Genomic DNA, 22158 nt, shown 5'->3' with positions numbered 1-22158 from the left:
TCTTATGATGATCAACGGGGTAAAAGCCTTTATTGATTATGATCCAGACGCTGAAACATTCCGTGGTGAGTTCGTAGGCTTAAACGGCGGCGCGGATTTCTATGGTGAAAGCGTCGCTCAATTGGAAGCCGAGGGCGCGAAGTCATTAAGCGTTTTTTTAGAGATGTGTCAGGAGCGTGGCATTGAGCCTTACAAAAACTTCTCTGGCAAATTCAACGTTCGGATCTCGCCAGAGGTTCACGCTCGACTTAATGAAATTGCGCTATCGCAAAGCATTAGTTTGAATGCAGCGGTAGAAAATGCAGTCAATGACTACATTGCACATTCAGCGTAGGACGGAAAATTGTTCCTCGTTTTGCGGGGATGCAAGTGTTGGCATATAGCTAATGTTAAACGGGGTTCACCATGTCAATTAAAGCATGGGCTTGGCAATCTAATTCCTGACTTGCATCTACACCCAGGCAGTCGTCGCTTTGCGGCGTTCTAGATCTTAGCTTCTAAATCGCCTCTACCGCCATTTTCAGCACGACACTATCCTTTGGCATTAATGCTATACGAAACCCGACTCCGCTAAAAACTCGATTAATCAACTCAACACCGTTTTTACCTTTATCACTTTCGATATCAGACAATGCTTTACGGCTAACGCCAACCATTTTGGCATATTGGTCCTGGCTCAGTGATAACAACTCAACTCTCAGCCATTTAAGTACTTGACCTTGAGTCTTTTTCCCCGAAAAGAGATCCAATGTAGCGGCTAATAATAAATCTTCCCTATCTTTAAGGGTCAAAGGCTTTCGATTAACCGAAATTTTTTTTCGACCACCTCTGCCTTTTGTTTCAATCGAATCCGTTGCAACATTAGATGAAACCGTCATAATAGCCCCCATTGCTGCATTCTCGCTTCTAACGTGGCAAAACCAATTCCCGAATGCGCAAGAATCGATTCTGGCACACCCCGCTGACGTAAACGTTGCTCAAGACCAAGCAAACGAGCAGCGGTTTCATTCAAAGCGCTCATTAACTCATTAGGCGACAGTAAATCAGATAAATGTTCTGCAATTGCAGGAAAGTTATACACGCCACCTAACTCCATTCCCTCACCCCAGGTAAAGGTACGAGTGATCATCTCATAATCTGCTTTCATTGGCGCAAAATCATAAATGGGTGCCAGCTGGACGCGGTTTCCATACTTGATAAAAGAGGTATTTCGGCCATGATTATCTGAATTTCCAAAGGCAATATTTAATAAATCTCTACGTACCCATTCAATAACAAACGCCTCAATGCCACTCTTGCCTTCAAGCTCAGCCTCAACGTCGAGTAGCGTCCTGGTATTACCATAATTTTCTTTTTTATTAAACGCGGCCAAAAGCCGTCTAATCACATCGGCATGTAGCAAAGGCTTTGCTGTCGGCTCACCTAAAATGGCATAAACCGACTCCATGCCATAACTCACCATTGCTCCCGCCTCAACACCGTAATCAAAGCGTGGCAACCATAAAGAAGGGCCACGTTCAGCTTCAATAAGCTTCATCGACTCAACGGAAATAGTCTCAAAGCCCAATTGTGTAAGCTCATGATAAAAATCATACTCTGCTCGCAAAATATCGCCATCCAGAGTGGTTTTACCCCTTGGAAACTTAACTAAATAAGGCTGATCGAGATTACGCGGATCATCTTGAAAGGTATCAATCCAAACATCTTGCTGCGCATTTAATCGCACTAATAACTTAGGTGCGGCCCCGCCTGCGCCGGAAGCGCCACCTGCTGCTGCACCGCGAGACTGGGCATACTCAATAAAATCAATCTGCAACTCACTGACATCAGCGATACTAAAGGTAACAGGTAATGATCTTTTAGCCTTTTCAGGCACCGATTCTTTTATACGTAAGTTGCCAATTGGCGCGATAGTTCCATATTTCAACAATTGGAAATCACGTTCCAAATTAGGCAAATCCTGCAATCCAAGCCGCTTAACCCAATAATCCCGGCTGGAACCTGCTGGCATAATATCTTCTAAAAAACGATGCCAGTGAGGGCTTCGCAACGGGATATTATCAACGGGTAACGATACACTCACTGCAGTTTGCGCAAATTGATGGAAGTAAGACGTGACATGTTCAATCTCATAATTTAATACACATGGCCCGCCAGTGCCCTTATCTGGCGCATAAAACTCCACCAAAGCAACATCACGCCATTCTCCGGCAATGTTCATCTGCACCGTTAAAATTTGCATTACCTAACCCCTAAAAGCAGACGACAATTAATGAACACTATAGCACTCAAAAATAGATAAAACAGCTAATTAATGCAACCTACAGCACTCAGTAATTAAGAAAAATACTAATTAATGACACCTAAAAAACGCAAAAACAGTCAGAGAAAATAAGATGGGAGGAAAAGCAAAGACGTTGACGGTTGACGGAACGATCGCAAGCTCACCGTCCGGGCGGAGCCCGTTCAGTAACCTGCAGCGGTAAAACGGCGTTCCTAGATGTATGGACTCCCTCCCACTAAGAGGGTACGGTCTTAATCGATTCAAAGATTAGCCAAAGGAGTCCATACATCTCGAGCAACGCTCCAGCTTCTGTTATATGCCAGTAATCAAAAAATCGATAGCCGCTACGATCTCATCCCTGAAACTACTCAACTCATTGACAGGCTCACGTAAAATCTTCGTTGGTACACTTGCCATTTGGTGAGTTAACATCACGAAGTCACCCTCATCGATATGGATCACAGGGCATAAATGCCTAGGGGCTTTTTTCTCCAATAGTTCAACAGGTGTTAGCGGAATAACTAACCGAGTATTCAAGATATTAAGCAATTCACTTTGAACATCAACAAAGTAAGGATATGCAATTGCAGTGCTCTTATCGTGGTTTTGGTATAAGGCAAACTGTGACATTAGAATACTCGGTAAGAATCAGAAAATAAGCCTTGTTTTTCAACCAATTCATTGCAAGCGTTAATCGCTTGGGCATTTTGTTCTAACCATTCGGCTTTTAGGCGATGCTTTACTTCTTTCTCAAGAGCCTTTTCCATTGTCGCTGAAAGATTTATGTTCAGGCGTTTAGCTTCCGCTAATAACTCACTGTTTAAGCTTAAATTTGTAGCTTTTTTGTGTACTTGATTGCTATATTTGTTTCTCATAACAATAACCCATGCGCGTTGTTTGTGCGCATAAATTATAAGTATGGATAGGATATATAACAAGCCATCAAAGATGGCGCTGAGTGCATCTATAAACTGCAGCAGTAAAACAGCATTCGTAGAATGCTTAAGCGCATCGCTACTAGAGTCTAAACCCTAGAGCCACGTAGTGGCGTTCTAGCAGTTGCGTCGCAACGCCAAAGCGTCTCCCAGCCGAAGGCCGTCCTTTTTGCTGCGCCTTATATGCTATATACTCCCCCTGTATTCATTAAATCGTGCAATGGGCCTATGCAACAACTAAATGAAAGCATTATTTGATGTTCAGTTTGGTGCACTCTGTGCCGTCATTGCAGGGGCTCGTGGTTGGACGGACATTCGTGAATACGTTCTGGGTCACCATGAATAGTTTCGCCGTCAACAGTTAGATGTAATATTTGGCGAGGATGCCTGCCAAATTTATCGGGAGAATGCGGCATAAAATGTCGCTAATTTGCATCATATGTCACTGAACATGCTACGAGCTACACCTCAAGCCCATACCGATTACCGATATACTTTTCAACGACCTGCTTCATTGCAATTAACATCTTACTATTGAAGTCCCTACCTCCTGCAAAATCAAGATATTCACTATATCGATTTGATTCTCGGCACAAACGCTGTGAAGTTCCGCCCTGAAAAACCAAGTTATCGAGTACCCTAGCTTCATCCAGTGCATACAAGATGTCGTAATGAAGAAGTTCTTTCTCAATGACAGGGCGCATATCCTTTGCGCCTCCTTGTTCCACAGCTTTAAGTTACTTTTATCCTACGAGTTTAGAAAATCAAAGCAATAAACCAACTACTTTTTTATAGCACCTAAAGGTGTTGTACTGAACTCTTCATGGCTACTAGAAAAAGGGTATAGTTTACAATTACAAGATCGATACAAAAAAGTCAGTGGTTCAAATCAGTTGGCAGAGGCGCTTTGATACGTAATAAGGATCTGTTGATTATTAATTGAAATAAGTTGAGCTACGCTGCCGTAAGCTCACCATTAAACGTTAAACGCTGATTGTTTCATGGTTTGCTCGGCTCGGCTGACCCCTAGCCGCTTAGCAACGGTTTGCCATTGCTTAACCGCCATTAATACTTCATCGTAAATTTGCGTGGCTTGGGTTTGCGAAAGCCGGAAGAAGTCTTTTACGTCAAAGGCTAATTGGTAGTCTAGAGCGTTGTCTGTATCGGTAATATTCAGATGCAGGCCATGCTTACCCACTATCGGGTTTAAATCATAAGCGGGTGATAACTTCCAACCATTCTTTGTTAATAAAAACCCATGGTTACGCAGGTGATCATCCGTGTTGGACACCGCAATATTAAACACGATACGTCGCCATAACTGTGCTAAATCAGCTTCGGTTTGCGCACCACAATTGGAAATAAATTCAGCAATCTCTAAGTAGCTGGCACCTTGAAATTGTTCACCATCATAGTATTGAAGCTGTGTCATGGCCGATGAAAAATGCAGTCGCTTTTCGCCATCGCGGTCAAACCGTTTTGTTAAAAAGGTATGGTGCTGTGACGAAAACTGCTTGATCTCACTTGGAAACATGTCAACACCTGCCGCCAAAGCCAATTCATAACAGACCATCTCCCATGCGCCCACGTCATGGGTATCATTTAGATTGGGAAACTTTGCAATCCACAAGTGGCCTTGTTCATCTGTGACACAAGCCTTGGGCCTTGCACCACCTAATGATGAGCCTGGAGAAATCAGCATTTTCAACCAGCGATAATACTCGTCACTGTCGATGTCATCGTCTTTTTCAATCTGCATGGCTGCGTGCTCTAGCTCTCGCAAAGAAGCCATTGGCGGCGCAGCAAATTCAGAATTGTCGTCCAAAAAAGCATTCGAGCCTGCTCGCTTAAATCGAATACCACCCATCCGGTAAGAGTCGTGCACGCCCAACAGGTAATCCAATTCGTTTAATCGACTTGTTGCTCGAATGCCTTTGCGCGCATCAATCGCCGCACGCCGTTGCATTAAAATACGTCCCCATCTATCAGGCGATGAATCAAGAAATGCGCGAAAGTTTTTATCGGCTTCATCGTTGTAGAGTTCACCGGAGTGAAGCGTCAAGATTGGATCAATTTGCAAGCGACAGGTTGAGGTTAAAAATGCTTTATCGTAGGCAAAACTAAACACGCCACCTCGGCTTGAATCGCTATAAGTAAGCCGCCCTATTAGCAGTGGCGCTTCGATTGGCTGCCAGTCGGCATAGACTTCGACGATTTCACGGCTCATCTTGAACCTTCCAGCAATTTTATGTTTTGCAGCTTGATACCCACTTCATCATGAGCGGCCATTTCCGCAAAGTTGCTTTCCATGCCAAGTACGGCCATTACTTTTAAGTAAGTGCCTATGGCAACGCCCGGATCACCTGCGAAGACTTTGTTCACGGTTTTATGATCAAAACCAGTACGTTCACACAGCAGCTTTTTTGTAAAACCACGTCGTTTCATCGCCAACAACAAGTCCTCACCAAAATGAGTCAGGATTTTGCGTTGCTTTGGAAACAGTACATTGTGTAAATCACGCTTAGCCACACCACCAACCAAAGGGACTATATTCCCACTATTCAGCCATTAATGGGAATATAGTCCAACTTTGAAATCAAAGCAACTCTAACATGTGAAAGGCAGGACTATATTCCCACTTTACTGAATATTATAGGATTTATATCCCACTTTTAGGTTTAGATTGCGCGTTGGCCAAAGCGATGATGTGAATCCCTGAATGTCAAAGGCAACCAAATCACACTTTTGTGTGATCTGATCCAGTAGTTCTGTACACCGCGCTAAGTGAGTAAAATCACATAACGAGGTGCCTATGACAACTAAAAAGAACCGTAAGACTTATACCGCAGAATTTAAAACCGAAGCCCAGAAACTGACCGAGCGTGTTGGCGTGGCCGAAGCAGCACCGCAGTTGAAGCTATACGAAACCCAGATTTACAACTGGCGTAATGCATCAGAGAAAAAATCCACTACTAGCCAGCGTGAAGCTGAACTAGCGGCCGAAGTAGCTAAGTTACGTCGCCAACTGGCTGATCAGGCTGAGGATTTAGCCATCTTAAAAAAGGCCGCAACCTACTTCGCGAAAAATCAAAAGTAGCTGCATTTGAATTTATGCTGGAGCACCAACACAGGTTCCACCTGCTGCGCATGGCCGCTGTGTTTGGTGTATCGCGAAGTGGGTATTATCAGTGGCGTCGTACCGGTGAAGAACCTGGCGAGAAAGCCCTACGGCGGGCCGCGCTGGACGAGAAAATCAATAAGGCTTTTACGCAAGGTAAGCAACGTGACGGTGCGCGCCATATTCAGGTTGCGTTGGCTGAAAATGGCGACCATGCAGACCTGAAAACGATATTGAACAGCATGAAAAGACAAGGGTTAAAAGCCAAAGCAGCTCGTAAGTTCAAGGTGACCACAGATAGCAACCATCAGTTGCCAGTGGCCCCAAATTTGCTGCACTACAGCAAGATCGGTGTTTTTCAAGGTAGTTACCCCTCAAACTGAAGCAGTGTTACCAACTACAATACACCTCCCGCTTGGCCCGCACCTAAAGGAGCGGGATTGCGCGGGCGTTTTGTTCAACGATTTTCTCGCGTATACCATAGTCGCAGCATGTAGATAATCGAATCAAGGATCTCATAACGAACATCGTACTCCCCAACCAAAATCCTCCTAACCTCACAGGGCTCAAACTGGAACAGTTGCTCTCCAATTCGTGGGTTGGTGAGCAAAACCGCCACCATCTAATCAAAATGATTGCATCATTTTGATTAGCCATATACTATAAAGCGCACTAAAGCAAAATGAGAAGTCCTATGTCAAGACTTGGTGATTTTCATCTCTATCCTCATGCTCAACGTAACCGCTTGGAGTTTATAGACTTCTGCCTCTACTACTTTGGCGAGGTGAGCAAAACCGATCTGCTACGCCAGTTTGCGGTCGGATCTGCCTCCTGTACCCGGGATTTGGCGCTATACCGTGAACTGGCTCCGGAAAACCTAGAGTTCAAACACCAAACCAAGCGCTATCACATAACGCAAAAATTTGTACCGCTGTTTAACCATGAGCCGGAAACCCTGCTCAGCCGCCTGAGCCAGGGTATGGGTGAAGGCGTAAAACAGATCTCGCCACCCGGCGAACACTGTGTAGATGCCATCCGCCTCATCCATCCAGACAGCAACACCATAGCCACCCTGATGCGCGCCATCACGCAGCGGCGGGCCATCAGCGTGCGCTATCACTCCTTAAGTTCCGGTGAGACAGAGCGTGAGCTGGTCCCCCATGTCTTGGTTAACAACGGCCACCGTTGGCATGTCCGCGCCTACGACCGGCGGCATGGTGAGTTTCGCGACTTCGTCACAACCCGCCTGCTGCAAGTGCACGAATTGGCGCAAGCCCCAAACACAGAACAGCGCGAGGCAGATCTCGCCTGGCAGCGACAGATGACGCTGACACTCGTCCCCCACCCCGCGCTTGTCCACCCAGAAGCCATAGCCTTGGACTATGGCATGACCGATGGACAATTAACGCTGACAGTGCGCGAGGCGCTGGTGGGTTACTTGTTGCAACAGTGGCGAGTCGACTGCTCACCAGATGCCCGGCTCGATCCCCGTTCCCATCCGCTCAGACTGGCCAACCATGACGTAGTCGCCACACTGACCAACTGCCGCCTGCTGCCTGGAGTTGCCCCATGAATCAGGATCTGAGCTTTGAGTTTCTGGAGCAGTTCAAGGAGCAAAGCTTGGCGCTGCGTCTGTTGCGCTCCCCTCACTTTGCCCTGCTCGCCAGCTTTCTGCATCGGGCCTTTCTGGCTAAAAACCGCCGTGCCATCCCCTATCAGGAACTGATCGACGCACTGGAACATCATCTGCAGGACATTGCCGACAGCCATGGTCCCGAGCTGTTTCCCAAGAGTGCCCGCGCCTATGTCGACGACTGGATCAACAGCCGGGGCGGCTATCTGCGCAAATACCTGCCACTGCAGAGCGATGAACCCGAGTGCGACCTGTTGCCCGAGATCGAAAAAGCCCTGCGCTGGATCGAGGAGATGCAGGGGCGCCGGTTTGTCGGCACCGAGTCACGGCTCAAACTGTTGCTCGATCTGATCGGAGAGCTGGTCCACGGCACCACTGAAGACAGTGCATCCAAGCTCGCCACCCTGAGCGCTCGCAAGGCCGAGATTGAGCAGGCCATCTGTGCCGTCGAGCAGGGACAGGATACGGGGATGTCAGCGACCCAGATCCGCGAACGGCTGTTTTTTCTGGGCGATCTCTCGCGCCAACTGCTGGGGGATTTTCGCCAAGTGGAAGCCAACTTCCGCAGTCTGGACAAGGAGACACGCAAGACCATCACCCAGAGTGGCCTGCATAAGGGACTGGTACTGGATCAGGTGTTTGGCGATCAGGATGTCATCGACAACTCGGACGAAGGACTGTCCTTCAGCGCCTTCTTCGAGCTACTGATGACGCCACAGATGCGCAGTGCCATGCGCCAGAACCTGCAGTCACTGCTAGAACATGAAGAGGCGAGAAATCTGGTGCAACAGGACACCCTGCTCAGTCATCTCTACAGTTACCTGCTGGATGCGGGAACCAAGGTGAACATCACCCGCCAGCAGATCACCGACCAGTTGCGCCGTTACATCCAAGAGCAATCCCAGGACAATAAACGCATTTTGGAACTGATCCGCGACTTCGAGGCACAGGCGCATCGCTTGGAAGGGCTTGATAGCCGCAGCTATCCGGATTTTGCCTCTGTGTCAGAGCAACAGGCCACGCTCTCTGTACTGCTGAGTCGCGGTCTCTACCATCAGCCGCAGAGCGAACAGTTCAATAACTCGGTAGCCGAAGCCGTGCCACAGGCAGAAGTGGATCTGCGTACCCTGTTCGAGGTGAGCCATATCGACGAACAGCAGTTGCAACGCCACATCCAACGTTGTCTGAGTGACTATCAAGGTCAGGTGAGCCTGGCCCAGGTCATCGAACACTACCCGATACGCCATGGCTTGGATGAGGTGCTCACCTATATCAAGCTGGCCTGCGAGCAAACGCTGCCTGCTCACATCGACACCACCCGGGAACAACAGATCCGCTGGCAGGCCGAGCCTGAACTCTGGCGGATATTGCGCATTCCAGCCATCACCTTTGTCAGGGAGCTGTAACCATGTCGACCATCCATGAAACAAGCGCACTGGGGGCGGATGCCCAACGGGACAAGTCTGCCGTGCTCATCCGGCTGCTCAAGGGCCCTCTCTATCTGCATCGGCAACGGGATCTCTGGCAGGTATTACTGCGCGAACAACACAGCATCCGCGACTACTTCCAGCAGATTGGCCTCTCCTTGCTGATCGACGAGGCCGAAGGGTACGCCTTCTTGAAGCAGCCCGAGAGCGCGGAAGAAGAGTCCGGTCAGGAGTTACCACGCCTGATCAGCCGCCGTAACCTGAGCTTTGGCCAGACACTGCTATTGGTCTGCCTGCGCAAGCGGCTGGCCGAGCACGACAGCGCAGAGAGTGCGCCCCGCCTCATCGTCACCCGGCAGGAGATCCACCAGTGGTTGTTACCCTACTACCCCGAGGTGGGTAATGAGGTAAAGCAACGCCGCGAGCTGGATGCGCTGATCAAAAAATGCGATGAGATGGGCTTCCTCTCAATGCTACCCAAGCATCCGGATGACTTCGAGGTGCCGCGCATTCTCAAGGCCTTTGTCACCGCCGAACAGATAGTGGAATTCAACCAGCTACTAGCGCAAAAACTGGCTGTCGCCGGGAATACGACAGAGAACGCTGAAGAGTACAACGAGGAGAACACCGAGTGAATAGTGAGCTGAACGCGCAAATCTCAGCCAAGCACAGCCTGCCAAACCAGGCCCTGCAGGGCTTTCGCCTGATGCGTTTCGAGGTGTTCAACTGGGGCACCTTCGATCAGCAAATCTGGCATCTGGCCGTAGAGGGCGACAACAGCCTGCTGACCGGCAACATCGGCAGTGGCAAATCGACACTGGTGGACGGTCTCACCACCCTGCTGGTTCCCACCCGCAAGCTGGCCTTCAACAAGGCGGCAGGCGCCGAGGAGAAGGAACGCTCGCTGGAGTCCTACTTCCATGGCTTCTATACCTCCCAGCAGGATGACTATGGCAAGGCGCGTCCGGTCGGCCTGCGCGGCAAGGATCACTACAGCGTTCTGCTGGCCCAGTTCCACTCCGCCGCCCTGCAACAGAGCGTGACCCTGGCCCAGGTATGCTGGCTGCCACCCGCAGAGAAGCGGGTCAAGCGACTGTTTCTGGTGGCCGAGCAGCCCCTTACCATCGCCAACCACTTCAGCGGCTTTGGTGACAAGATAGCCGGACTGAAAAAGCAACTAAAACAGCAGGGTGGCTGCGAGCTGTTCGACAGCTTTGGCCCCTATCAGCAAGCCTTTTGCAAGGCGCTGGGACTGGGTAACGATGGCAAGGCGCTGGATCTCTTCAATCAGACCATCTCGATGAAGTCCGTGGGCTCGGTCACTGACTTCGTACGCCAGAACATGCTGACCCAGCCCGATGTCGAGGGGCTGATCCAGGAATTGGAGCGCAACTATGACGATCTCAAGCGGCTGCATGATGCGGTGGTCGCAGCCCGCCAGAAGGTCGAGTTGCTGGAGCCTGTCAGCCGACTGGGGGAGAACGTGCTGCAGGCCGAACAGGAGAAACAGCATATCCAGCAGTGTCGGGAGCTGACCGATGGCTTCATGGCACAACATGCCATCTCCCTCTATCAGAAGCGACTGCAGCGCAGCCGCCAGAACCTGGACAAGCTACAACTGCAGCGCGAGAGCCTGGATCGTAGGCTCGGTGAGCAGGAGCAACAGGTTGCCACCTTGCATCAACAGATCCTGGAAAATGGCGGTAGCCGCCTGCAACAGCTGCAGGGGGAGATGCACCGCCTGAGTCAGGCGCGCGACACGGCTCGCCATCACTACAAAGACTATCGCGATCTGACCCAAGCCCTGGCCCTGCCGGATACTCTGGAACTCGACTGCTTTGTCAGCAACCAGGCCGCCGCCAAGGAAAGGGCCGAGACACTGATGGGCGAGTTGGCCCAACTGGAGCAGCAGCGAGATACGCTCAAGCAGCAGGAGTGGCAGCAGAGCGCCCAACTGCAGCAACTGGGCGACGAACTCGCCGCCCTGAAGAAACGCCAGAGCAACATTCCCGCTCAGCAGTTGGCCATACGCGAGCGACTCTGTGCCGAACTGGGGTTAGATGAGAGCCAGCTCCCCTTTGTCGGTGAGCTACTGCAGGTCAAGGGTAAGGAACTCGCCTGGCAAGGGGCCATGGAGCGGGTGCTGCACAATTTTGCCCTGAGCCTGCTGGTGCCGGAGCGACTCTACCCCACGATCAGCGAATGGGTGGAAAAAACCCATCTGGGCAGTCGCCTGGTCTATTACCGGGTACGCCAGCCTGCCGATTATCTGCCAAGCCCGGCGACGCCTGGCTCGCTGCTGGGCAAGCTGGAGATAAAACCGGCCTGTGAGCAATACGACTGGTTGCACAAAGAGCTGCAACGCTTTGACTATCTCTGCTGCGAGGATCTGGCCACCTTTCGCCGCAGCGACAAGGCGTTATCCATCAACGGCCAGATCAAATCCGGCCCCTCACGTCATGAGAAAGACGACAGGCACGCCCTGCAGGATAAGAGCCGCTATGTGCTGGGCTGGAGCAACAAGGAGAAGATCCTACTGCTGGCCCAACAGTACAGCCAGTTGCAGCAGCAAATCCAACAACGCCAGCAGCAGCTGCAACAACAGGAGCAGCGCCGCAGCATGCTCGACAAACTTCGTCATCAGGCGTTAAGACTGGCCGATTTCAATCTGGGGTTTGAACAGATTAACTGGCCACGTTTTAGCGAGCAGATAGAACGGCTGCAGCAAGAAGTACAGATACTGGAGCAGAGTTCGGACCTGCTTCAGACGCTGCAGCAACAATTAACCTTGGCCAAGCAAGCTTTCAAGGCGCTCGGGAGCGAGCGCGATAACCTGCTAACCAGCGTGGGGCAACAACAGAGTGAGATCGAGACCGATACCCTTGCCCTGACGGAAAAAGAGGCCTTGCTGGCTAGCGTCCCGCCGATCTTGCGCGAGCGCTGTTTTGCGACCCTGACCCAGTTCTATCAGGAGTATGGTGCCAGCGCCGGGTTGCGCTTCGACATGCTGACTAACCAGACCAGCTTGCTGCGCGGTAAACTCAACGAGCGGGTGCAACATCTGGAGGAGAAACGGCGCAAGAAGGAGGGGCAAATGATCGATGCCATGAGCACCTTCCACTACCGCTTTCCCAACGATGCCAGTGAACTGGACAAGAATCTGGCGGCATTGAAGGAATATCAACAGATCCTCCAACAACTGCAGCAGGAGGATCTGCCACGCCACGAAGCGCGTTTCAAGGAGATGCTTAACCGCGACACCATCCGCGCCATGGCGCTGTTTCGCAGCCAGCTCGACAAACATGAAGAGGAGATCAGTGCCCGCATCCGGCTCATTAACCAGTCGCTGTATGCACTGGACTACCAGATCGGCACTTTTATCGAGATTGACAGCGTCTCCTCCCCTGATGTGGAGATCCGCGAGTTCAAGCAGCGTATCAAACAGTGTGTCGAGCACACGCTGGATGACAACCTCTACTCGGAGCAGAAGTTCGAACAAGTAAAGTCACTGATCGAGCAGATGCGACAAGATGCAAAATGGACCCAGAAGGTCGTCGATGTGCGCTTCTGGCATTTGTTCAACGTTATCGAACGCTACCGGGAGGATGGCAGCGAGAAGGAGTGTTACTCCGACTCCGGTGGTAAATCGGGGGGACAGAAGGAGAAACTGGCCTACTCCATTCTGGCCGCCGCTATCTTGCTGCAATACAGGCTGGTCGGCAGCGAGACTACCCAGACCCGTGCCGAGCGCCGCTTCAATCTGGTGGTGATCGATGAAGCTTTCGCTCGTGGCTCCAAAGACAGCACCCGCTTCGGGCTGGAGCTGTTCAAGAAGCTGGGGCTGCAACTGCTGCTGGTCACCCCCCTGCAAAAACTCGATGTCATCGAGCACTATGTCCGCCATGTGCACTTTGTCGATCTGAAGCAGAATCGATCCATGCTGCTGAACATGACCATCGAGGAGTATCGGCAACGGCTGGCTCAACATCAGGCTCTCGGCAGCTACAGCACGCTGGTTTCTGAGGTCCCGATTGCTGAGGTGCAGGCTTCAGACGTGAATGGTTCCGTGGAGACATGACCATGATCGAACTCAAGACACTCAAGCAGAAACTACTGAAGAAATGGCAAGGTTATGGACTGCATCGGGCCTGGCTTGAGGGAGAATCACTGTTCCCCCTCACCATCAAACTATCCCGCCCCACCGACAAAGCACTGCTGCACGACTTTGCCGCCCTGCGCCAGCAGATCGCCCGCCTGCAGGAGGGACTGACCGATCTGCCCGGCATCACGTTGCAGCAGCAGGAGGTCAACTACCCGACCATGGGGCGCCAATGGCTGCCTGCTGCCGTCGAGTTTGCCGATATGGCCGCCTTGGCCCGCTTTGTCGGGCAGGCACAGGCTTGGCGGATCTTTTGCGATGAGCACGCACGGCTGCTCGCCGCCTTCCCGGCGCTGCAGGCCTGGTTGCTGGACAATCCGGCACAACTAGAAAAGCAGGCGGGTCATTGGCCTGAGCTCATCGCCGTCTGTCGCCACTTCTGTGCTCACCCACGCCCCGATTGCTACCTGCGCCAACTGGACATACCCGGCGTCGATACCAAATTTATCGAGCAACACAAAAGCATACTGAAGAGTCTGCTGGATCAGCTGCTACCAGAGCAGGCGATTGACCCGACCGTGACCAGCTTGCGCGATCACGGCTTCGAACGGCGCTTTGGCCTGCGCTACGAGGAGCCGCAGGTCCGCTTTCGTCTACTTGACCCGCAACTGGCGGCCGAGTTTGCCGGGGCCAGCGACATCACCTTGACGGTGCGCGACTTCGCCAAGCTGGACCTGCTGGTGGATCGGGTTTTTATTACCGAGAACAAGATCAACGGCCTGGCATTTCCTGGGGTACGCAATGGACTGGTGATTTTCGGCCTGGGTTATGGCGTGCAACTGCTCAAAGAGGTGCCCTGGCTGGGCGCTTGCCAGATCCACTACTGGGGCGATATCGACAGCCATGGCTTTGCCATGTTATCGCAACTACGCAGCTATTTTCCGCGTACCCGTTCTCTACTAATGGATGAAGCAACCCTACTTGCCTGCCGCTCTTGGTGGGGAAGCGAGCCTTCTGCCACAGCCCACAGAGCCGAACAGCTCCCCAACTTAAATGAGACAGAGCAACTGCTATACCAACGACTCAAGGCCCATTGGCAACCTAACTTACGACTGGAACAAGAGCGCATCCCTTTCTCTCTTCTCCAAACGTTAATTTGACATACGCATCAATTCTTACTGATGATGGAGTGGAAGTACCAACTTTACTTCACACTGCAAGCAAGGTCACAGGTGTTGATCTGGGGCTGTTTCATTTCGCCATCGAATCGAATGGCAAAAAGATAGCCAACCGAAGATTTGTAAAGCGTGCTGAGAAAAACCTCAGACGTAAGCAGCGTCAGCTATCAAGAAAAGCAAAAACTAGATTGATGGTCGCCAAATGCCATGAAAAAGCAGCGAATGCTCGCGCTAATTTAGTAAATCAGACTATGTTGATTAAGTTCAGCTATGCTGCCGTAAGCTTACAATCAGTTTACGCCGCCTACGACTGCCGTTGGTTTCTTTGGCTTTGTCCTGCCCTGTATATATCCAGCCGTGTGAGATTTTGGTTGCCTGAGTCTGAGTTAAATGGGCAATTAACTCTGCGGTTTGCTCAACAGATTACAGGCTTTGTGAACCGCGACATTTTCAGACTTGAGCTTCTCTGACAAGGTGTAATCGGCAAGGTGACGGCGGACCGTTGATTCATTTATCCGTAATGCTTGAGAAATCATTGCCGCGGTCCAGCCTTCGGATGCAAGAAGTACTGCTTTAATGCGGTCACAAACAAGCCCGTCACTCGTTTGAGCATGCAGGGTCTCTTTTGGTCAGGAGTAGTCTCGTGACAGCGACCTTAATCCTCATGTCACTGAAAATCAAGCATCTTCATTGATCACGAGTATAGGAGGGTTGAGCCATATCTGATTTCCTCTTCTTAACTGACCAATACTCGCACTTTTGCGAGCACTTCATTTAGCACTGCAACGGGAGCTTTTTCGATATACTTGACGTCCCTTGCTGCGTAGTCAATCGTCTTGACTTGTTGACACAAAACAACACCTTTGGTTTTGTCGGTATCAACAGCAACCTCGAAACCATGACCTCTAACCCTAGATGTTATTGGCGCGACTAAAGCAAGTTGAATTTGCTTGTTGAACGGCTCAGGCGAAAGTACCAGCGCAGGACGATGATGAGCCTGCTCGTGTCCCGCAGATGGGTCAAAATCAATCCACACTATGTCACCTCGTTTGGGGGTGTAACTCATTAGATTTCTTCCTTGCCTACAGGTGACGAACTCAGCCATTGAGTATCTTCTGAATCAAGTTCAAAAGACCCTTTTGGACTGGCACTTAGCAACTCATCAAGTGTGAATATTGGGGTTGCTGGGCTCATCACAATACACCCCTGAACAACCTCTATTTCAACTTGATCCCCCATACCGAACCCTGCTTTCTTCAGCACGGCAGCAGGGATAATTGCTCCGGCAGAGTTCCCCCATTTTTTGATACTGGTCTGCATATTAACCTCACCAACCATGATACATTGTTTAAACATGCTACCACCAAATATGGGGTTATACAATGTATAACTTCATATTGAGGTGCAATATCGAGTGCTTGGCTGATAGCTCGCGGATCAACATCAAGATACGGCCAACCCAGCAATTCAAGAGTTCTAGAATTAAAGGCGGCTGGACGGTCATTTCTGCTTATGGAAGCTGCGTAAGTTTCGATACTATCGAGCAGCGGCTAACGAAATAAAAAGCATCACCCGATAGGGCGGTGAGAAATCACTCAGTATCTGGATAAAAATGCCGTAATGGTTCCATTTGTTGATGAAGGATGCGGAGGATGTAGATCCCATAAGTCTGTTTTTTATAGAAAATCGCATGTTTATGATGATTATGACGTCGAAGTTCTTTAGCAATTTCTGGACATTCATGCCCCATTAGAGGCTGCTCAGTGATTGCCAACAAAGCATTATGCATACTTACCGTATAGTCATCCGCTTGCTTAACACCAAAGTTCAATAGGGTGTATTCAAAAATTCGCTCAAAGTCTTCGGCAGCAAGGTTGGAAAGTTTATACATTGTGCTTTTGTTTCACCATTGCAGCGATGTCATGAAGTGATAATGCGCATTCACCACTTTGCTCACCAGCTTCAATCGCCATTTTCAAAGCTATCGTCTGGTTTTCTTGTCTTTCTAATAGTCGTAAGGCAGAACGAACAACTTCGCTTGTCGAGCCATAGCGACCTGACGAAATAAGCTGACTGACAAATTCATCTAACTGTGATCCGATAGTAACACTGGTTGTCCGTGACATGTTTCCACCTATTTGTGTGAATAGTTAACACAGCAATAATATATGATGTTAGATACCAAATCAAAGTAATGTTAATGAGTAAGCGTCTAGGCAAAGGCACAAAAATGCTGGCCACACCTAAAAACCTTGCAACTGCCAAGACAACACTCAAAAAAATTAATGCAGAGATAGACTTAGGCTGCTTCCAATACCGTGATTATTTCCCCAAAAGTAAAAAAAATCGCTCAATTTGAGCTGTTGCAGCGTGAGAAACATCCTGATCGTGAATATCCATTTTTCAATGATTTTGCCTATCAGTGGTTTGAACGCAAAAAGGCGACGTGGAAAAATAGCTATAGAAATACCATACAAAACGTTTTAGATAAGTATCTGATCCCACAATTTGGCAATACATTGATGAATGAGATCATCCTATCGCAGGTCGATTTTTATCGTCAGCAGTTAATGCAAATGGTGAGAGCAGATAATACCCGTCAATTATCTAACCGTCGCATTAATAACTTACTGTGGCTCATCGTCTCCATGGTAAGCCTCGCGGCAGAAGAATATAAATTTGAATACCCATTGAGACGCTATCGCTCACTTAAAGAAGAAAAGGCTGAGTCTCATCCGATGACGATAAAGGAGGTGGAGGATGTCAAATTGGCCTTGGGTACTTTCTACCTTCTGATTTCTCGATTCGCCATGCTTGTGAGTAGTCATAGACCTTCCGTTATTTAGCTAATTGGTATTCTTTGACCAAGCAAGGCAGCGGGATTTTAAGCCCCTCATTCAGCTTGCGGATCATGTTCAGACTAAGCCGACGTTGGCGGTTTAGCACTTCTGATACTCGGCTACGTTGCCCAAGGAACGGCACCATATCGGCATCAACAAGCCCTTGCTGTTCCATGCGAAACTGAATGGCCGCGATTGGATCTGGCGCTTCAATTGGAAAATGAGCGTCCTCAAACGCGCTCACCAGCGTGATCAACACTTCCAGCTCTTCACCCTCTGGCGTGTTAGGTTCAGCATCAAAAAGCTGTTCAATGCGCTTTAAGGCTGCTTCATTATCAGCCACGGTTCTGATCGGTTTAATTTGCATTGCAAACCTCCTAAATTGTGGTTGCATCAACTTTGTCATACTCAGCATGAGAACCAACAAAGCAAACATAGACCATTGCAAACTTGTAATTCACGGCCACAATAAGACGGTACTTATTGCCGTGGATGTTGAATACCACCCTGTTATTGCCAACAAAACTCGCGTTGCGGTACAACGCTTTTATGTCTTGCGGATTTTGCCAGTTAGCGTTTTTAGCTTCCTGGTACCATGACTTGAGAGGTTGCTCACTATCTTGATAAATGGGCTGCTCCCAAAACTCCCGCAATGCGACTCTTGAAACAACTCTCATGCAATCCCCTTTTCTATATTTCCCATTATGGGAAACGCATAAACGATAGTCAATAATTAATTTCCCTTTTTGGGAAAATATATTAATTTTTTGATTTTTACCATATTGCTGCGAGCAAGCGTGTACTCTCCTTCATGCTCGGGTATTTGTGGGATTGTGTAGCTAAGAAGGTTCTGCTGGAATTGACATCCTCCCCCCTAAAGGAGGCTACCGTATGCACATATATCAATGTTGAAACAAACGGCGCGCTAGCAACCAACCTTGCTGCATGGATGAAAACCGCTGTAATCCATGCAGCATGGTTATTGGACCAGGTTTGCGTTCCGAGCTGTAACCTTTCCATCCACCCAGTCTTGCTATGATCCATGAAGACCAGGCCAGTGTTCTCTTTTCATGTGGATTTTTCTGCTTGTCGGTCTTGCCTTCCAATTCCGGTTGCAAATGCTCCAAAAAATCCTGCTCTTCCTTCGTGAACGTATCGCTGGCCGGACGGGTGGTATTACCTTCTCGCGCCAGGGTTAGCTGCATGGTCCTGACTGCCGCCGAGGCGGCTAATACCACTAATTTTTCCAGTCGTTCACCCTTCTCTACAAGGCTGGACTCCACATTTAATCCCTGCTTTTTCAACGTCCTAAAAAATTGCTCTATCTGCCATCGACTGCAATACCACTCAATACACTGCAGTGCCTGCGCGAGTGTAGACACCGGATGCGTCGTCAGAAGTCGCCAGTGAATAGGCTTCTCTTTACCAACCACTGTGCCGGGATCTTCCACCACCTCAATCATGTTCAGCGTTAGTTGTTTTGGGGCCTTCTTGTCCGAACAACTCTGGGGCTTTTTGATGGTCACCTGCTCAAAACGCACATGCATCAAGGCATCATGCGCCGTTCTCTTGTTGGCTATTGCTGGCAGCGACAGTATGTATTCTCCGCGGATGGGTTGCTCCGCTATCCACTCAAACAATTTCTGATCTGTGTGGGTGACCAGGTTTCGATCTCGACCGGCCCGTATTAATAGCTCGGTACTGGTGTCGGGAATTCGGCTCCACAGCTCGTAGATGTCCGCCTCTCTGTCCGCAACAACGGTTACTTTGGCTGCAGATTGCAAACATTCCCGAGCGCGCTGTGGCGCTTCTAACCAGCGATAACTCTCTTTTTCTTCAATCGGTTGCTTCTTGTAGTCGGGGGATTTGCCGTGAAGTCGTTGCCAGATGTGCAGGTCAGCTAATCCCAGACAGGCCCCATCCTCCGCATCAACCGTCAGAACAGGGTGCAGGAATAAGCCGAGGTCGGTGCCATTACCTACAGTGCCCAGTTCGCTGACTCGTCGAGCGTGGTTCTGATAGTTGATTTCGGTGGTGTCTTGAATCGCAAGCACATGCCTTCCAGCACAGCGAGCCAGAGTTGGAGCACAGACCCCGCTTCTTAATTCATGCATGGTGACGTTTTTGTTAGCCAAAAATCGCCCGAAACGGACTTCACCAGCCCGCACAGACCCCAGTTGCCGTAAACAAACAGTTTGCTGAGCAACCATCTTGGCATGCAATTCCGCAGCTGTTTTTTTAAACGTTCGTCGTTGAAATAGCCGACTGCGTACTGTTCTACGATCAATTCATCATCTCGAAGGAAATCCATTTTTATCCTTTAACTTTGTCTTGTTTGCCAACTGACGACATTAGATCAAAAAATGTGTGCATACGGTAGCCTAAAGGAGGTGGAGGATGTCAATGAATCACTCTTGCCTAAAGCCGCTTAAAAAGTTCTGAGGAGCTCATAGCACTTTTTGCAATTAAATCAATTTCTTACCACTGACTAGGTAAGCGTAATCGCGTGTGGAATATCCGTAGAATATGGATTTCATCTTGCTTAACCCTGTACGGGATGATGAACGGGTAATCCTGTATAACCAGTTCCCGTGTACCAACTACGCGCCCAGCCCGTCCCATGGCGGGTTGCGCCGGCAATAAGTTCACTAAGCGGTAAACGTCTTGCACGAATGCTTGAGCGACCTTGGGGTTGTCTTTGGCTAAATAATCATACGCATCTTCAAGATTTTGCGCGGCCTTGCGCAGCCATTTAACCCGCATTGTTCCCCCAACGCTGGAACTTGGCATTCATCTCGTTCTCTGGCACAAAATCACTGGCATCGGCTTCACGTAATGCGGCTTGGATTTCAGCAATTTGCCAAGCTTCCCGGTCTAAATAATCCTGAATCGCTTGGCTGGCCAACCACGATTTAGTTCTGCCAGTTGACTGGGCAAGCTGTACCAGCTTTTGCTCAATTTCATCGGATAAGCGTACTGACATGACACTCATGGTAAACCTCATCATACAATGTATACATCAAACTACATTACACTAATTGAGGATAAATTGCCATGTTTGGCTTATCAGCCAAACTGAGTGTTAGTATCCGTCCGGTGATCTGCACCTAGCCTAGTTTTGCATTCCAAGGTAACAAATGATCCAGGCTTTCTGGCTTGAGTGACAACTGATCTAGGCAGTACATGAGATAGTCAAAAGGCATAAGCCCATTAGCCTTGGCAGTTTCTATCATGCTGTACAGTATGGCACTGGCTTTTGCTCCATTGGCCGTATTGGCAAATAGCCAATTTTTACGGCCAATGACGAACGGCTTTATGGCTCGCTCTGCGCGATTATTGTCGATATTCAGTCGCCCATCCTCAAGATAGCGGTTCAGATTGGGCCATTGATTAAGGCAGTAGGTTATTGCCTTCCCAAAGCTGCTTTTAGGTGGCACATGGCGTTGTGATTTCTCCAGCCAACGATGCAACTCATCCAGTAAGGGTTGGCTGTGCAGCTGCCTTTGTTGGCGGCGAACCTCGGGACTTGAGTCTTTATTCAAGGTTTCGATTCGGTAGATTTTCTGGATATGGTTCAGAGCCCAGTTTGCCTTGCCCGTTTTGCCTTTAGGCTGAGCGATTTCAGCCTCTGTGAACTTACGACGAGCATGGGCCCAGCAGCCCACGAGTTCGGCATCGGTTTTAGCATAACCGGCGTAACCATCGACTTGCAGGTAACCACTAAATCCGTCGTTTATTTGAACTTGATGGATGAATAATCCGATACTGGTATAGGTCTAAATTTAGGTCTATACTTAGGTCTTAGTATAACTGTCGCAACAGTAGAAAATGGAGCTATGATGTTACAGAAAATTTTATGTGGCTATACCACACCGATCAGCAAGTTCAAATCAAACCCCAGTGCTGCATTAGCCGAAGCCCAAGGAGATGCAATTGCGGTGTCATCTAATAACCAAATCCAGTTTTATGCGGTACCGGCGTCACTGTTTGAAGAAATGACGGCGTTTTGTGAGTTTGCCCAACGTGGCACCACCACATTGGAAAGCATCCCTGCCCAGTTTACTGCTGCCAATCTAAACATGGATAAGGTTTCTACTCAGATGGCCAACAAACTGAAGCAAGGTGCCAAGGGAGAATTTGAGGAATGGAAGTAAAGGCGGTACGCATATTTACGCATCCCTATTTAAAAGAGGCCCTAGGTGAGCTGGCTACCAAAGCATTAGTAGATGATTTTCGGGTGTATAAGGAAGGTAAAGGCCTGCCTACCACCTTTGGCCGCGACGTTCCTTACCTGTTTACCCATAACCGCTCGTATCTTGAATTACAACATCTGCATTTCAAAGCTGCAGGTTTTCCGCTCAAGCTAGTGCAATTCAAACGGACCAGCGGTTATGTTCTGGTGTATTGTCCAGGCTTCTTCAACAGCCATTGTTACCTACTGATAGCCATCATTAAACATTGGGATAAGAACAAGCCGAATGATGTCGATAATACCGATCGTGATAGCGGCTTAATGAACCAACTGGAGAAAATAGCCGAAGGCTTCAGGGAGCAGTTTTAATCATACCGAATTTACCCAACGCGCCAAAAATGTAAAGTTAGCCTACATTAAGGCCTTGTTGCTTGTCCGCTGATACAGCATAT

26 protein-coding genes and 5 pseudogenes are annotated in these 22158 nt (G+C 49.3%); 12 read left to right on the top strand and 19 right to left on the bottom strand.

Translation table 11 applies throughout. From position 1 onward, the window contains the following. A partial coding sequence (locus L5M18_RS17500) for a type II toxin-antitoxin system HicB family antitoxin (RefSeq protein WP_263197250.1) occupies positions 1 to 334 on the top strand: 334 nt, incomplete at its 5' end. Between the two features lie 163 nt (positions 335 to 497). Here L5M18_RS17500 and L5M18_RS17495 read toward each other — a convergent pair. The 7 genes from L5M18_RS17495 to L5M18_RS17460 form a co-directional block, all read right to left on the bottom strand. Next, a complete protein-coding gene (locus L5M18_RS17495) occupies positions 498 to 890 on the bottom strand; it encodes a helix-turn-helix transcriptional regulator (protein ID WP_014610890.1) in 393 nt (130 codons plus the stop codon). Next, on the bottom strand, positions 875 to 2242 hold the full coding sequence (locus L5M18_RS17490; protein WP_263197986.1) for a type II toxin-antitoxin system HipA family toxin: 1368 nt from the start codon (positions 2240 to 2242) through the stop codon (positions 875 to 877). Before L5M18_RS17490 ends, L5M18_RS17495 begins: the two co-directional genes overlap by 16 nt. Positions 2243 to 2596: 354 nt before the next feature. After that, the gene (locus L5M18_RS17485) at positions 2597 to 2914 is read right to left on the bottom strand and encodes a CcdB family protein (protein WP_014610892.1); all 318 of its coding nucleotides are present in this window, start codon (positions 2912 to 2914) and stop codon (positions 2597 to 2599) included. Then, positions 2914 to 3159 (bottom strand): type II toxin-antitoxin system CcdA family antitoxin, encoded by a 246-nt coding sequence (locus tag L5M18_RS17480; protein ID WP_014610893.1) that lies wholly within the window; start codon positions 3157 to 3159, stop codon positions 2914 to 2916. Before L5M18_RS17480 ends, L5M18_RS17485 begins: the two co-directional genes overlap by 1 nt. Before the next feature lie 521 nt (positions 3160 to 3680). Then, on the bottom strand, positions 3681 to 3923 hold the full coding sequence (locus tag L5M18_RS17470) for a nucleotidyl transferase AbiEii/AbiGii toxin family protein (protein ID WP_220777344.1): 243 nt from the start codon (positions 3921 to 3923) through the stop codon (positions 3681 to 3683). Positions 3924 to 4195: 272 nt separating this feature from the next. Further along, positions 4196 to 5446 carry a type II toxin-antitoxin system HipA family toxin gene (locus L5M18_RS17465; RefSeq protein ID WP_014610931.1) on the bottom strand — a complete coding sequence of 417 codons (1251 nt, stop codon included), beginning with the start codon at positions 5444 to 5446 and terminating at the stop codon, positions 4196 to 4198. Further along, positions 5443 to 5748, bottom strand: coding sequence for a helix-turn-helix domain-containing protein (locus tag L5M18_RS17460; protein ID WP_004249763.1), 306 nt, complete (start codon positions 5746 to 5748; stop codon positions 5443 to 5445). The genes L5M18_RS17465 and L5M18_RS17460 overlap by 4 nt, the downstream gene beginning before the upstream one ends. Positions 5749 to 6031: 283 nt before the next feature. Here L5M18_RS17460 and L5M18_RS17455 point away from each other — a divergent pair. Then, positions 6032 to 6672, top strand: a pseudogene (locus L5M18_RS17455) (transposase); the annotation flags it as partial. A gap of 122 nt (positions 6673 to 6794) precedes the next feature. On the opposite strand, the pseudogene L5M18_RS23430 reads toward L5M18_RS17455, so the two are convergent. Next, positions 6795 to 6950: pseudogene (locus tag L5M18_RS23430) on the bottom strand (type II toxin-antitoxin system RelE/ParE family toxin); the annotation flags it as partial. Between the two features lie 81 nt (positions 6951 to 7031). On the opposite strand from L5M18_RS23430, the gene L5M18_RS17450 reads away from it, so the two are divergent. From L5M18_RS17450 to L5M18_RS17425, 6 genes and pseudogenes are all read left to right on the top strand, one after another. Next, positions 7032 to 7910 carry a helix-turn-helix transcriptional regulator gene (locus L5M18_RS17450; protein ID WP_261762700.1) on the top strand — a complete coding sequence of 293 codons (879 nt, stop codon included), beginning with the start codon at positions 7032 to 7034 and terminating at the stop codon, positions 7908 to 7910. Further along, positions 7907 to 9376: a DUF3375 domain-containing protein gene (locus L5M18_RS17445; protein ID WP_263197984.1), complete on the top strand. Its 1470-nt coding sequence runs from the start codon at positions 7907 to 7909 to the stop codon at positions 9374 to 9376. Before L5M18_RS17450 ends, L5M18_RS17445 begins: the two co-directional genes overlap by 4 nt. Before the next feature lie 2 nt (positions 9377 to 9378). Next, positions 9379 to 10032: a DUF4194 domain-containing protein gene (locus L5M18_RS17440; RefSeq protein ID WP_088585322.1), complete on the top strand. Its 654-nt coding sequence runs from the start codon at positions 9379 to 9381 to the stop codon at positions 10030 to 10032. Then, on the top strand, positions 10029 to 13475 hold the full coding sequence (locus L5M18_RS17435) for an ATP-binding protein (RefSeq protein WP_263179933.1): 3447 nt from the start codon (positions 10029 to 10031) through the stop codon (positions 13473 to 13475). Before L5M18_RS17440 ends, L5M18_RS17435 begins: the two co-directional genes overlap by 4 nt. Positions 13476 to 13477: 2 nt before the next feature. Further along, entirely contained in the window at positions 13478 to 14656 is a 1179-nt protein-coding gene (locus L5M18_RS17430; protein WP_069453191.1) for a Wadjet anti-phage system protein JetD domain-containing protein, read from the top strand. Between the two features lie 29 nt (positions 14657 to 14685). Further along, positions 14686 to 14913, top strand: a pseudogene (locus L5M18_RS17425) (transposase); the annotation flags it as partial. A 40-nt stretch (positions 14914 to 14953) separates the two neighbouring features. Here L5M18_RS17425 and L5M18_RS17420 read toward each other — a convergent pair. The 5 genes and pseudogenes from L5M18_RS17420 to L5M18_RS17400 all read right to left on the bottom strand — a co-directional run. Further along, positions 14954 to 15291 (bottom strand): annotated as a pseudogene (locus L5M18_RS17420) (helix-turn-helix domain-containing protein); the annotation flags it as partial. Between the two features lie 119 nt (positions 15292 to 15410). Continuing rightward, positions 15411 to 15740 carry a type II toxin-antitoxin system PemK/MazF family toxin gene (locus L5M18_RS17415; RefSeq protein WP_014610905.1) on the bottom strand — a complete coding sequence of 110 codons (330 nt, stop codon included), beginning with the start codon at positions 15738 to 15740 and terminating at the stop codon, positions 15411 to 15413. Beyond that, positions 15740 to 16030 carry an AbrB/MazE/SpoVT family DNA-binding domain-containing protein gene (locus L5M18_RS17410; RefSeq protein ID WP_220777345.1) on the bottom strand — a complete coding sequence of 97 codons (291 nt, stop codon included), beginning with the start codon at positions 16028 to 16030 and terminating at the stop codon, positions 15740 to 15742. The genes L5M18_RS17415 and L5M18_RS17410 overlap by 1 nt, the downstream gene beginning before the upstream one ends. Before the next feature lie 235 nt (positions 16031 to 16265). Beyond that, a complete protein-coding gene (locus L5M18_RS17405; RefSeq protein WP_014610935.1) occupies positions 16266 to 16565 on the bottom strand; it encodes a type II toxin-antitoxin system RelE/ParE family toxin in 300 nt (99 codons plus the stop codon). Further along, positions 16558 to 16800 (bottom strand): type II toxin-antitoxin system ParD family antitoxin, encoded by a 243-nt coding sequence (locus L5M18_RS17400; RefSeq protein ID WP_014610908.1) that lies wholly within the window; start codon positions 16798 to 16800, stop codon positions 16558 to 16560. The genes L5M18_RS17405 and L5M18_RS17400 overlap by 8 nt, the downstream gene beginning before the upstream one ends. Before the next feature lie 68 nt (positions 16801 to 16868). Between L5M18_RS17400 and L5M18_RS23520 the strand changes: the two genes are divergently transcribed. Then, positions 16869 to 17033, top strand: coding sequence for an Arm DNA-binding domain-containing protein (locus tag L5M18_RS23520; RefSeq protein ID WP_411569277.1), 165 nt, complete (start codon positions 16869 to 16871; stop codon positions 17031 to 17033). Continuing rightward, a complete protein-coding gene (locus L5M18_RS17395) occupies positions 16993 to 17520 on the top strand; it encodes an N-terminal phage integrase SAM-like domain-containing protein (protein WP_263197983.1) in 528 nt (175 codons plus the stop codon). The genes L5M18_RS23520 and L5M18_RS17395 overlap by 41 nt, the downstream gene beginning before the upstream one ends. Here the strand turns inward: L5M18_RS17395 and L5M18_RS17390 are convergent. From L5M18_RS17390 to tnpC, 6 genes and pseudogenes are all read right to left on the bottom strand, one after another. Then, positions 17513 to 17881, bottom strand: a complete 369-nt coding sequence (locus L5M18_RS17390; RefSeq protein ID WP_263197982.1) for a type II toxin-antitoxin system HigA family antitoxin — start codon at positions 17879 to 17881, stop codon at positions 17513 to 17515. The two genes, L5M18_RS17395 and L5M18_RS17390, sit on opposite strands and share 8 nt — an antisense overlap. A gap of 10 nt (positions 17882 to 17891) precedes the next feature. Continuing rightward, the gene (locus L5M18_RS17385; RefSeq protein WP_263197981.1) at positions 17892 to 18191 is read right to left on the bottom strand and encodes a type II toxin-antitoxin system HigB family toxin; all 300 of its coding nucleotides are present in this window, start codon (positions 18189 to 18191) and stop codon (positions 17892 to 17894) included. Positions 18192 to 18416: 225 nt separating this feature from the next. Then, positions 18417 to 19724: an IS4 family transposase gene (locus L5M18_RS17380; RefSeq protein ID WP_263197980.1), complete on the bottom strand. Its 1308-nt coding sequence runs from the start codon at positions 19722 to 19724 to the stop codon at positions 18417 to 18419. A 268-nt stretch (positions 19725 to 19992) separates the two neighbouring features. Further along, positions 19993 to 20277 (bottom strand): type II toxin-antitoxin system RelE/ParE family toxin, encoded by a 285-nt coding sequence (locus L5M18_RS17375; protein WP_263197978.1) that lies wholly within the window; start codon positions 20275 to 20277, stop codon positions 19993 to 19995. After that, positions 20267 to 20506 (bottom strand): CopG family ribbon-helix-helix protein, encoded by a 240-nt coding sequence (locus tag L5M18_RS17370; RefSeq protein WP_263197976.1) that lies wholly within the window; start codon positions 20504 to 20506, stop codon positions 20267 to 20269. Before L5M18_RS17370 ends, L5M18_RS17375 begins: the two co-directional genes overlap by 11 nt. A gap of 115 nt (positions 20507 to 20621) precedes the next feature. After that, a pseudogene (tnpC, locus tag L5M18_RS17365) lies at positions 20622 to 21263 on the bottom strand (IS66 family transposase); the annotation flags it as partial. Positions 21264 to 21350: 87 nt separating this feature from the next. On the opposite strand from tnpC, the gene L5M18_RS17360 reads away from it, so the two are divergent. Together L5M18_RS17360 and L5M18_RS17355 are read left to right on the top strand one after the other, a co-directional pair. Beyond that, on the top strand, positions 21351 to 21668 hold the full coding sequence (locus L5M18_RS17360; protein ID WP_206194672.1) for an antitoxin of toxin-antitoxin stability system: 318 nt from the start codon (positions 21351 to 21353) through the stop codon (positions 21666 to 21668). Then, on the top strand, positions 21659 to 22075 hold the full coding sequence (locus L5M18_RS17355) for a type II toxin-antitoxin system YafO family toxin (RefSeq protein ID WP_014610941.1): 417 nt from the start codon (positions 21659 to 21661) through the stop codon (positions 22073 to 22075). Before L5M18_RS17360 ends, L5M18_RS17355 begins: the two co-directional genes overlap by 10 nt. Positions 22076 to 22158 lie beyond the last annotated feature (83 nt).

This window comes from Shewanella sp. SM20, assembly GCF_025654545.1.
GTDB classification, from domain to species: domain Bacteria; phylum Pseudomonadota; class Gammaproteobacteria; order Enterobacterales; family Shewanellaceae; genus Shewanella; species Shewanella oncorhynchi.
This window is presented reverse-complemented; position numbering and strand designations above follow the sequence as displayed.

What these genes read in the sequence shown, in the direction of transcription:
- L5M18_RS17440 (WP_088585322.1), top strand. Translation starts at nt 9,379, where the DNA reads ATGTCGACCATCCATGAAACAAGCGCACTGGGGGCGGATGCCCAACGG.
- L5M18_RS23520 (WP_411569277.1), top strand. Translation starts at nt 16,869, where the DNA reads ATGTTAATGAGTAAGCGTCTAGGCAAAGGCACAAAAATGCTGGCCACA.
- L5M18_RS17355 (WP_014610941.1), top strand. Translation starts at nt 21,659, where the DNA reads ATGGAAGTAAAGGCGGTACGCATATTTACGCATCCCTATTTAAAAGAG.
- L5M18_RS17480 (WP_014610893.1), bottom strand. Translation starts at nt 3,159, where the DNA reads ATGAGAAACAAATATAGCAATCAAGTACACAAAAAAGCTACAAATTTA.
- L5M18_RS17495 (WP_014610890.1), bottom strand. Translation starts at nt 890, where the DNA reads ATGGGGGCTATTATGACGGTTTCATCTAATGTTGCAACGGATTCGATT.
- L5M18_RS17485 (WP_014610892.1), bottom strand. Translation starts at nt 2,914, where the DNA reads ATGTCACAGTTTGCCTTATACCAAAACCACGATAAGAGCACTGCAATT.
- L5M18_RS17380 (WP_263197980.1), bottom strand. Translation starts at nt 19,724, where the DNA reads ATGGTTGCTCAGCAAACTGTTTGTTTACGGCAACTGGGGTCTGTGCGG.
- L5M18_RS17370 (WP_263197976.1), bottom strand. Translation starts at nt 20,506, where the DNA reads ATGAGTGTCATGTCAGTACGCTTATCCGATGAAATTGAGCAAAAGCTG.
- L5M18_RS17465 (WP_014610931.1), bottom strand. Translation starts at nt 5,446, where the DNA reads ATGAGCCGTGAAATCGTCGAAGTCTATGCCGACTGGCAGCCAATCGAA.
- L5M18_RS17405 (WP_014610935.1), bottom strand. Translation starts at nt 16,565, where the DNA reads ATGTATAAACTTTCCAACCTTGCTGCCGAAGACTTTGAGCGAATTTTT.
- L5M18_RS17410 (WP_220777345.1), bottom strand. Translation starts at nt 16,030, where the DNA reads ATGTTTAAACAATGTATCATGGTTGGTGAGGTTAATATGCAGACCAGT.
- L5M18_RS17375 (WP_263197978.1), bottom strand. Translation starts at nt 20,277, where the DNA reads ATGCGGGTTAAATGGCTGCGCAAGGCCGCGCAAAATCTTGAAGATGCG.
- L5M18_RS17390 (WP_263197982.1), bottom strand. Translation starts at nt 17,881, where the DNA reads ATGCAAATTAAACCGATCAGAACCGTGGCTGATAATGAAGCAGCCTTA.
- L5M18_RS17470 (WP_220777344.1), bottom strand. Translation starts at nt 3,923, where the DNA reads ATGCGCCCTGTCATTGAGAAAGAACTTCTTCATTACGACATCTTGTAT.
- L5M18_RS17360 (WP_206194672.1), top strand. Translation starts at nt 21,351, where the DNA reads ATGATGTTACAGAAAATTTTATGTGGCTATACCACACCGATCAGCAAG.
- L5M18_RS17400 (WP_014610908.1), bottom strand. Translation starts at nt 16,800, where the DNA reads ATGTCACGGACAACCAGTGTTACTATCGGATCACAGTTAGATGAATTT.
- L5M18_RS17450 (WP_261762700.1), top strand. Translation starts at nt 7,032, where the DNA reads ATGTCAAGACTTGGTGATTTTCATCTCTATCCTCATGCTCAACGTAAC.
- L5M18_RS17415 (WP_014610905.1), bottom strand. Translation starts at nt 15,740, where the DNA reads ATGAGTTACACCCCCAAACGAGGTGACATAGTGTGGATTGATTTTGAC.
- L5M18_RS17445 (WP_263197984.1), top strand. Translation starts at nt 7,907, where the DNA reads ATGAATCAGGATCTGAGCTTTGAGTTTCTGGAGCAGTTCAAGGAGCAA.
- L5M18_RS17385 (WP_263197981.1), bottom strand. Translation starts at nt 18,191, where the DNA reads ATGAGAGTTGTTTCAAGAGTCGCATTGCGGGAGTTTTGGGAGCAGCCC.
- L5M18_RS17430 (WP_069453191.1), top strand. Translation starts at nt 13,478, where the DNA reads ATGATCGAACTCAAGACACTCAAGCAGAAACTACTGAAGAAATGGCAA.
- L5M18_RS17490 (WP_263197986.1), bottom strand. Translation starts at nt 2,242, where the DNA reads ATGCAAATTTTAACGGTGCAGATGAACATTGCCGGAGAATGGCGTGAT.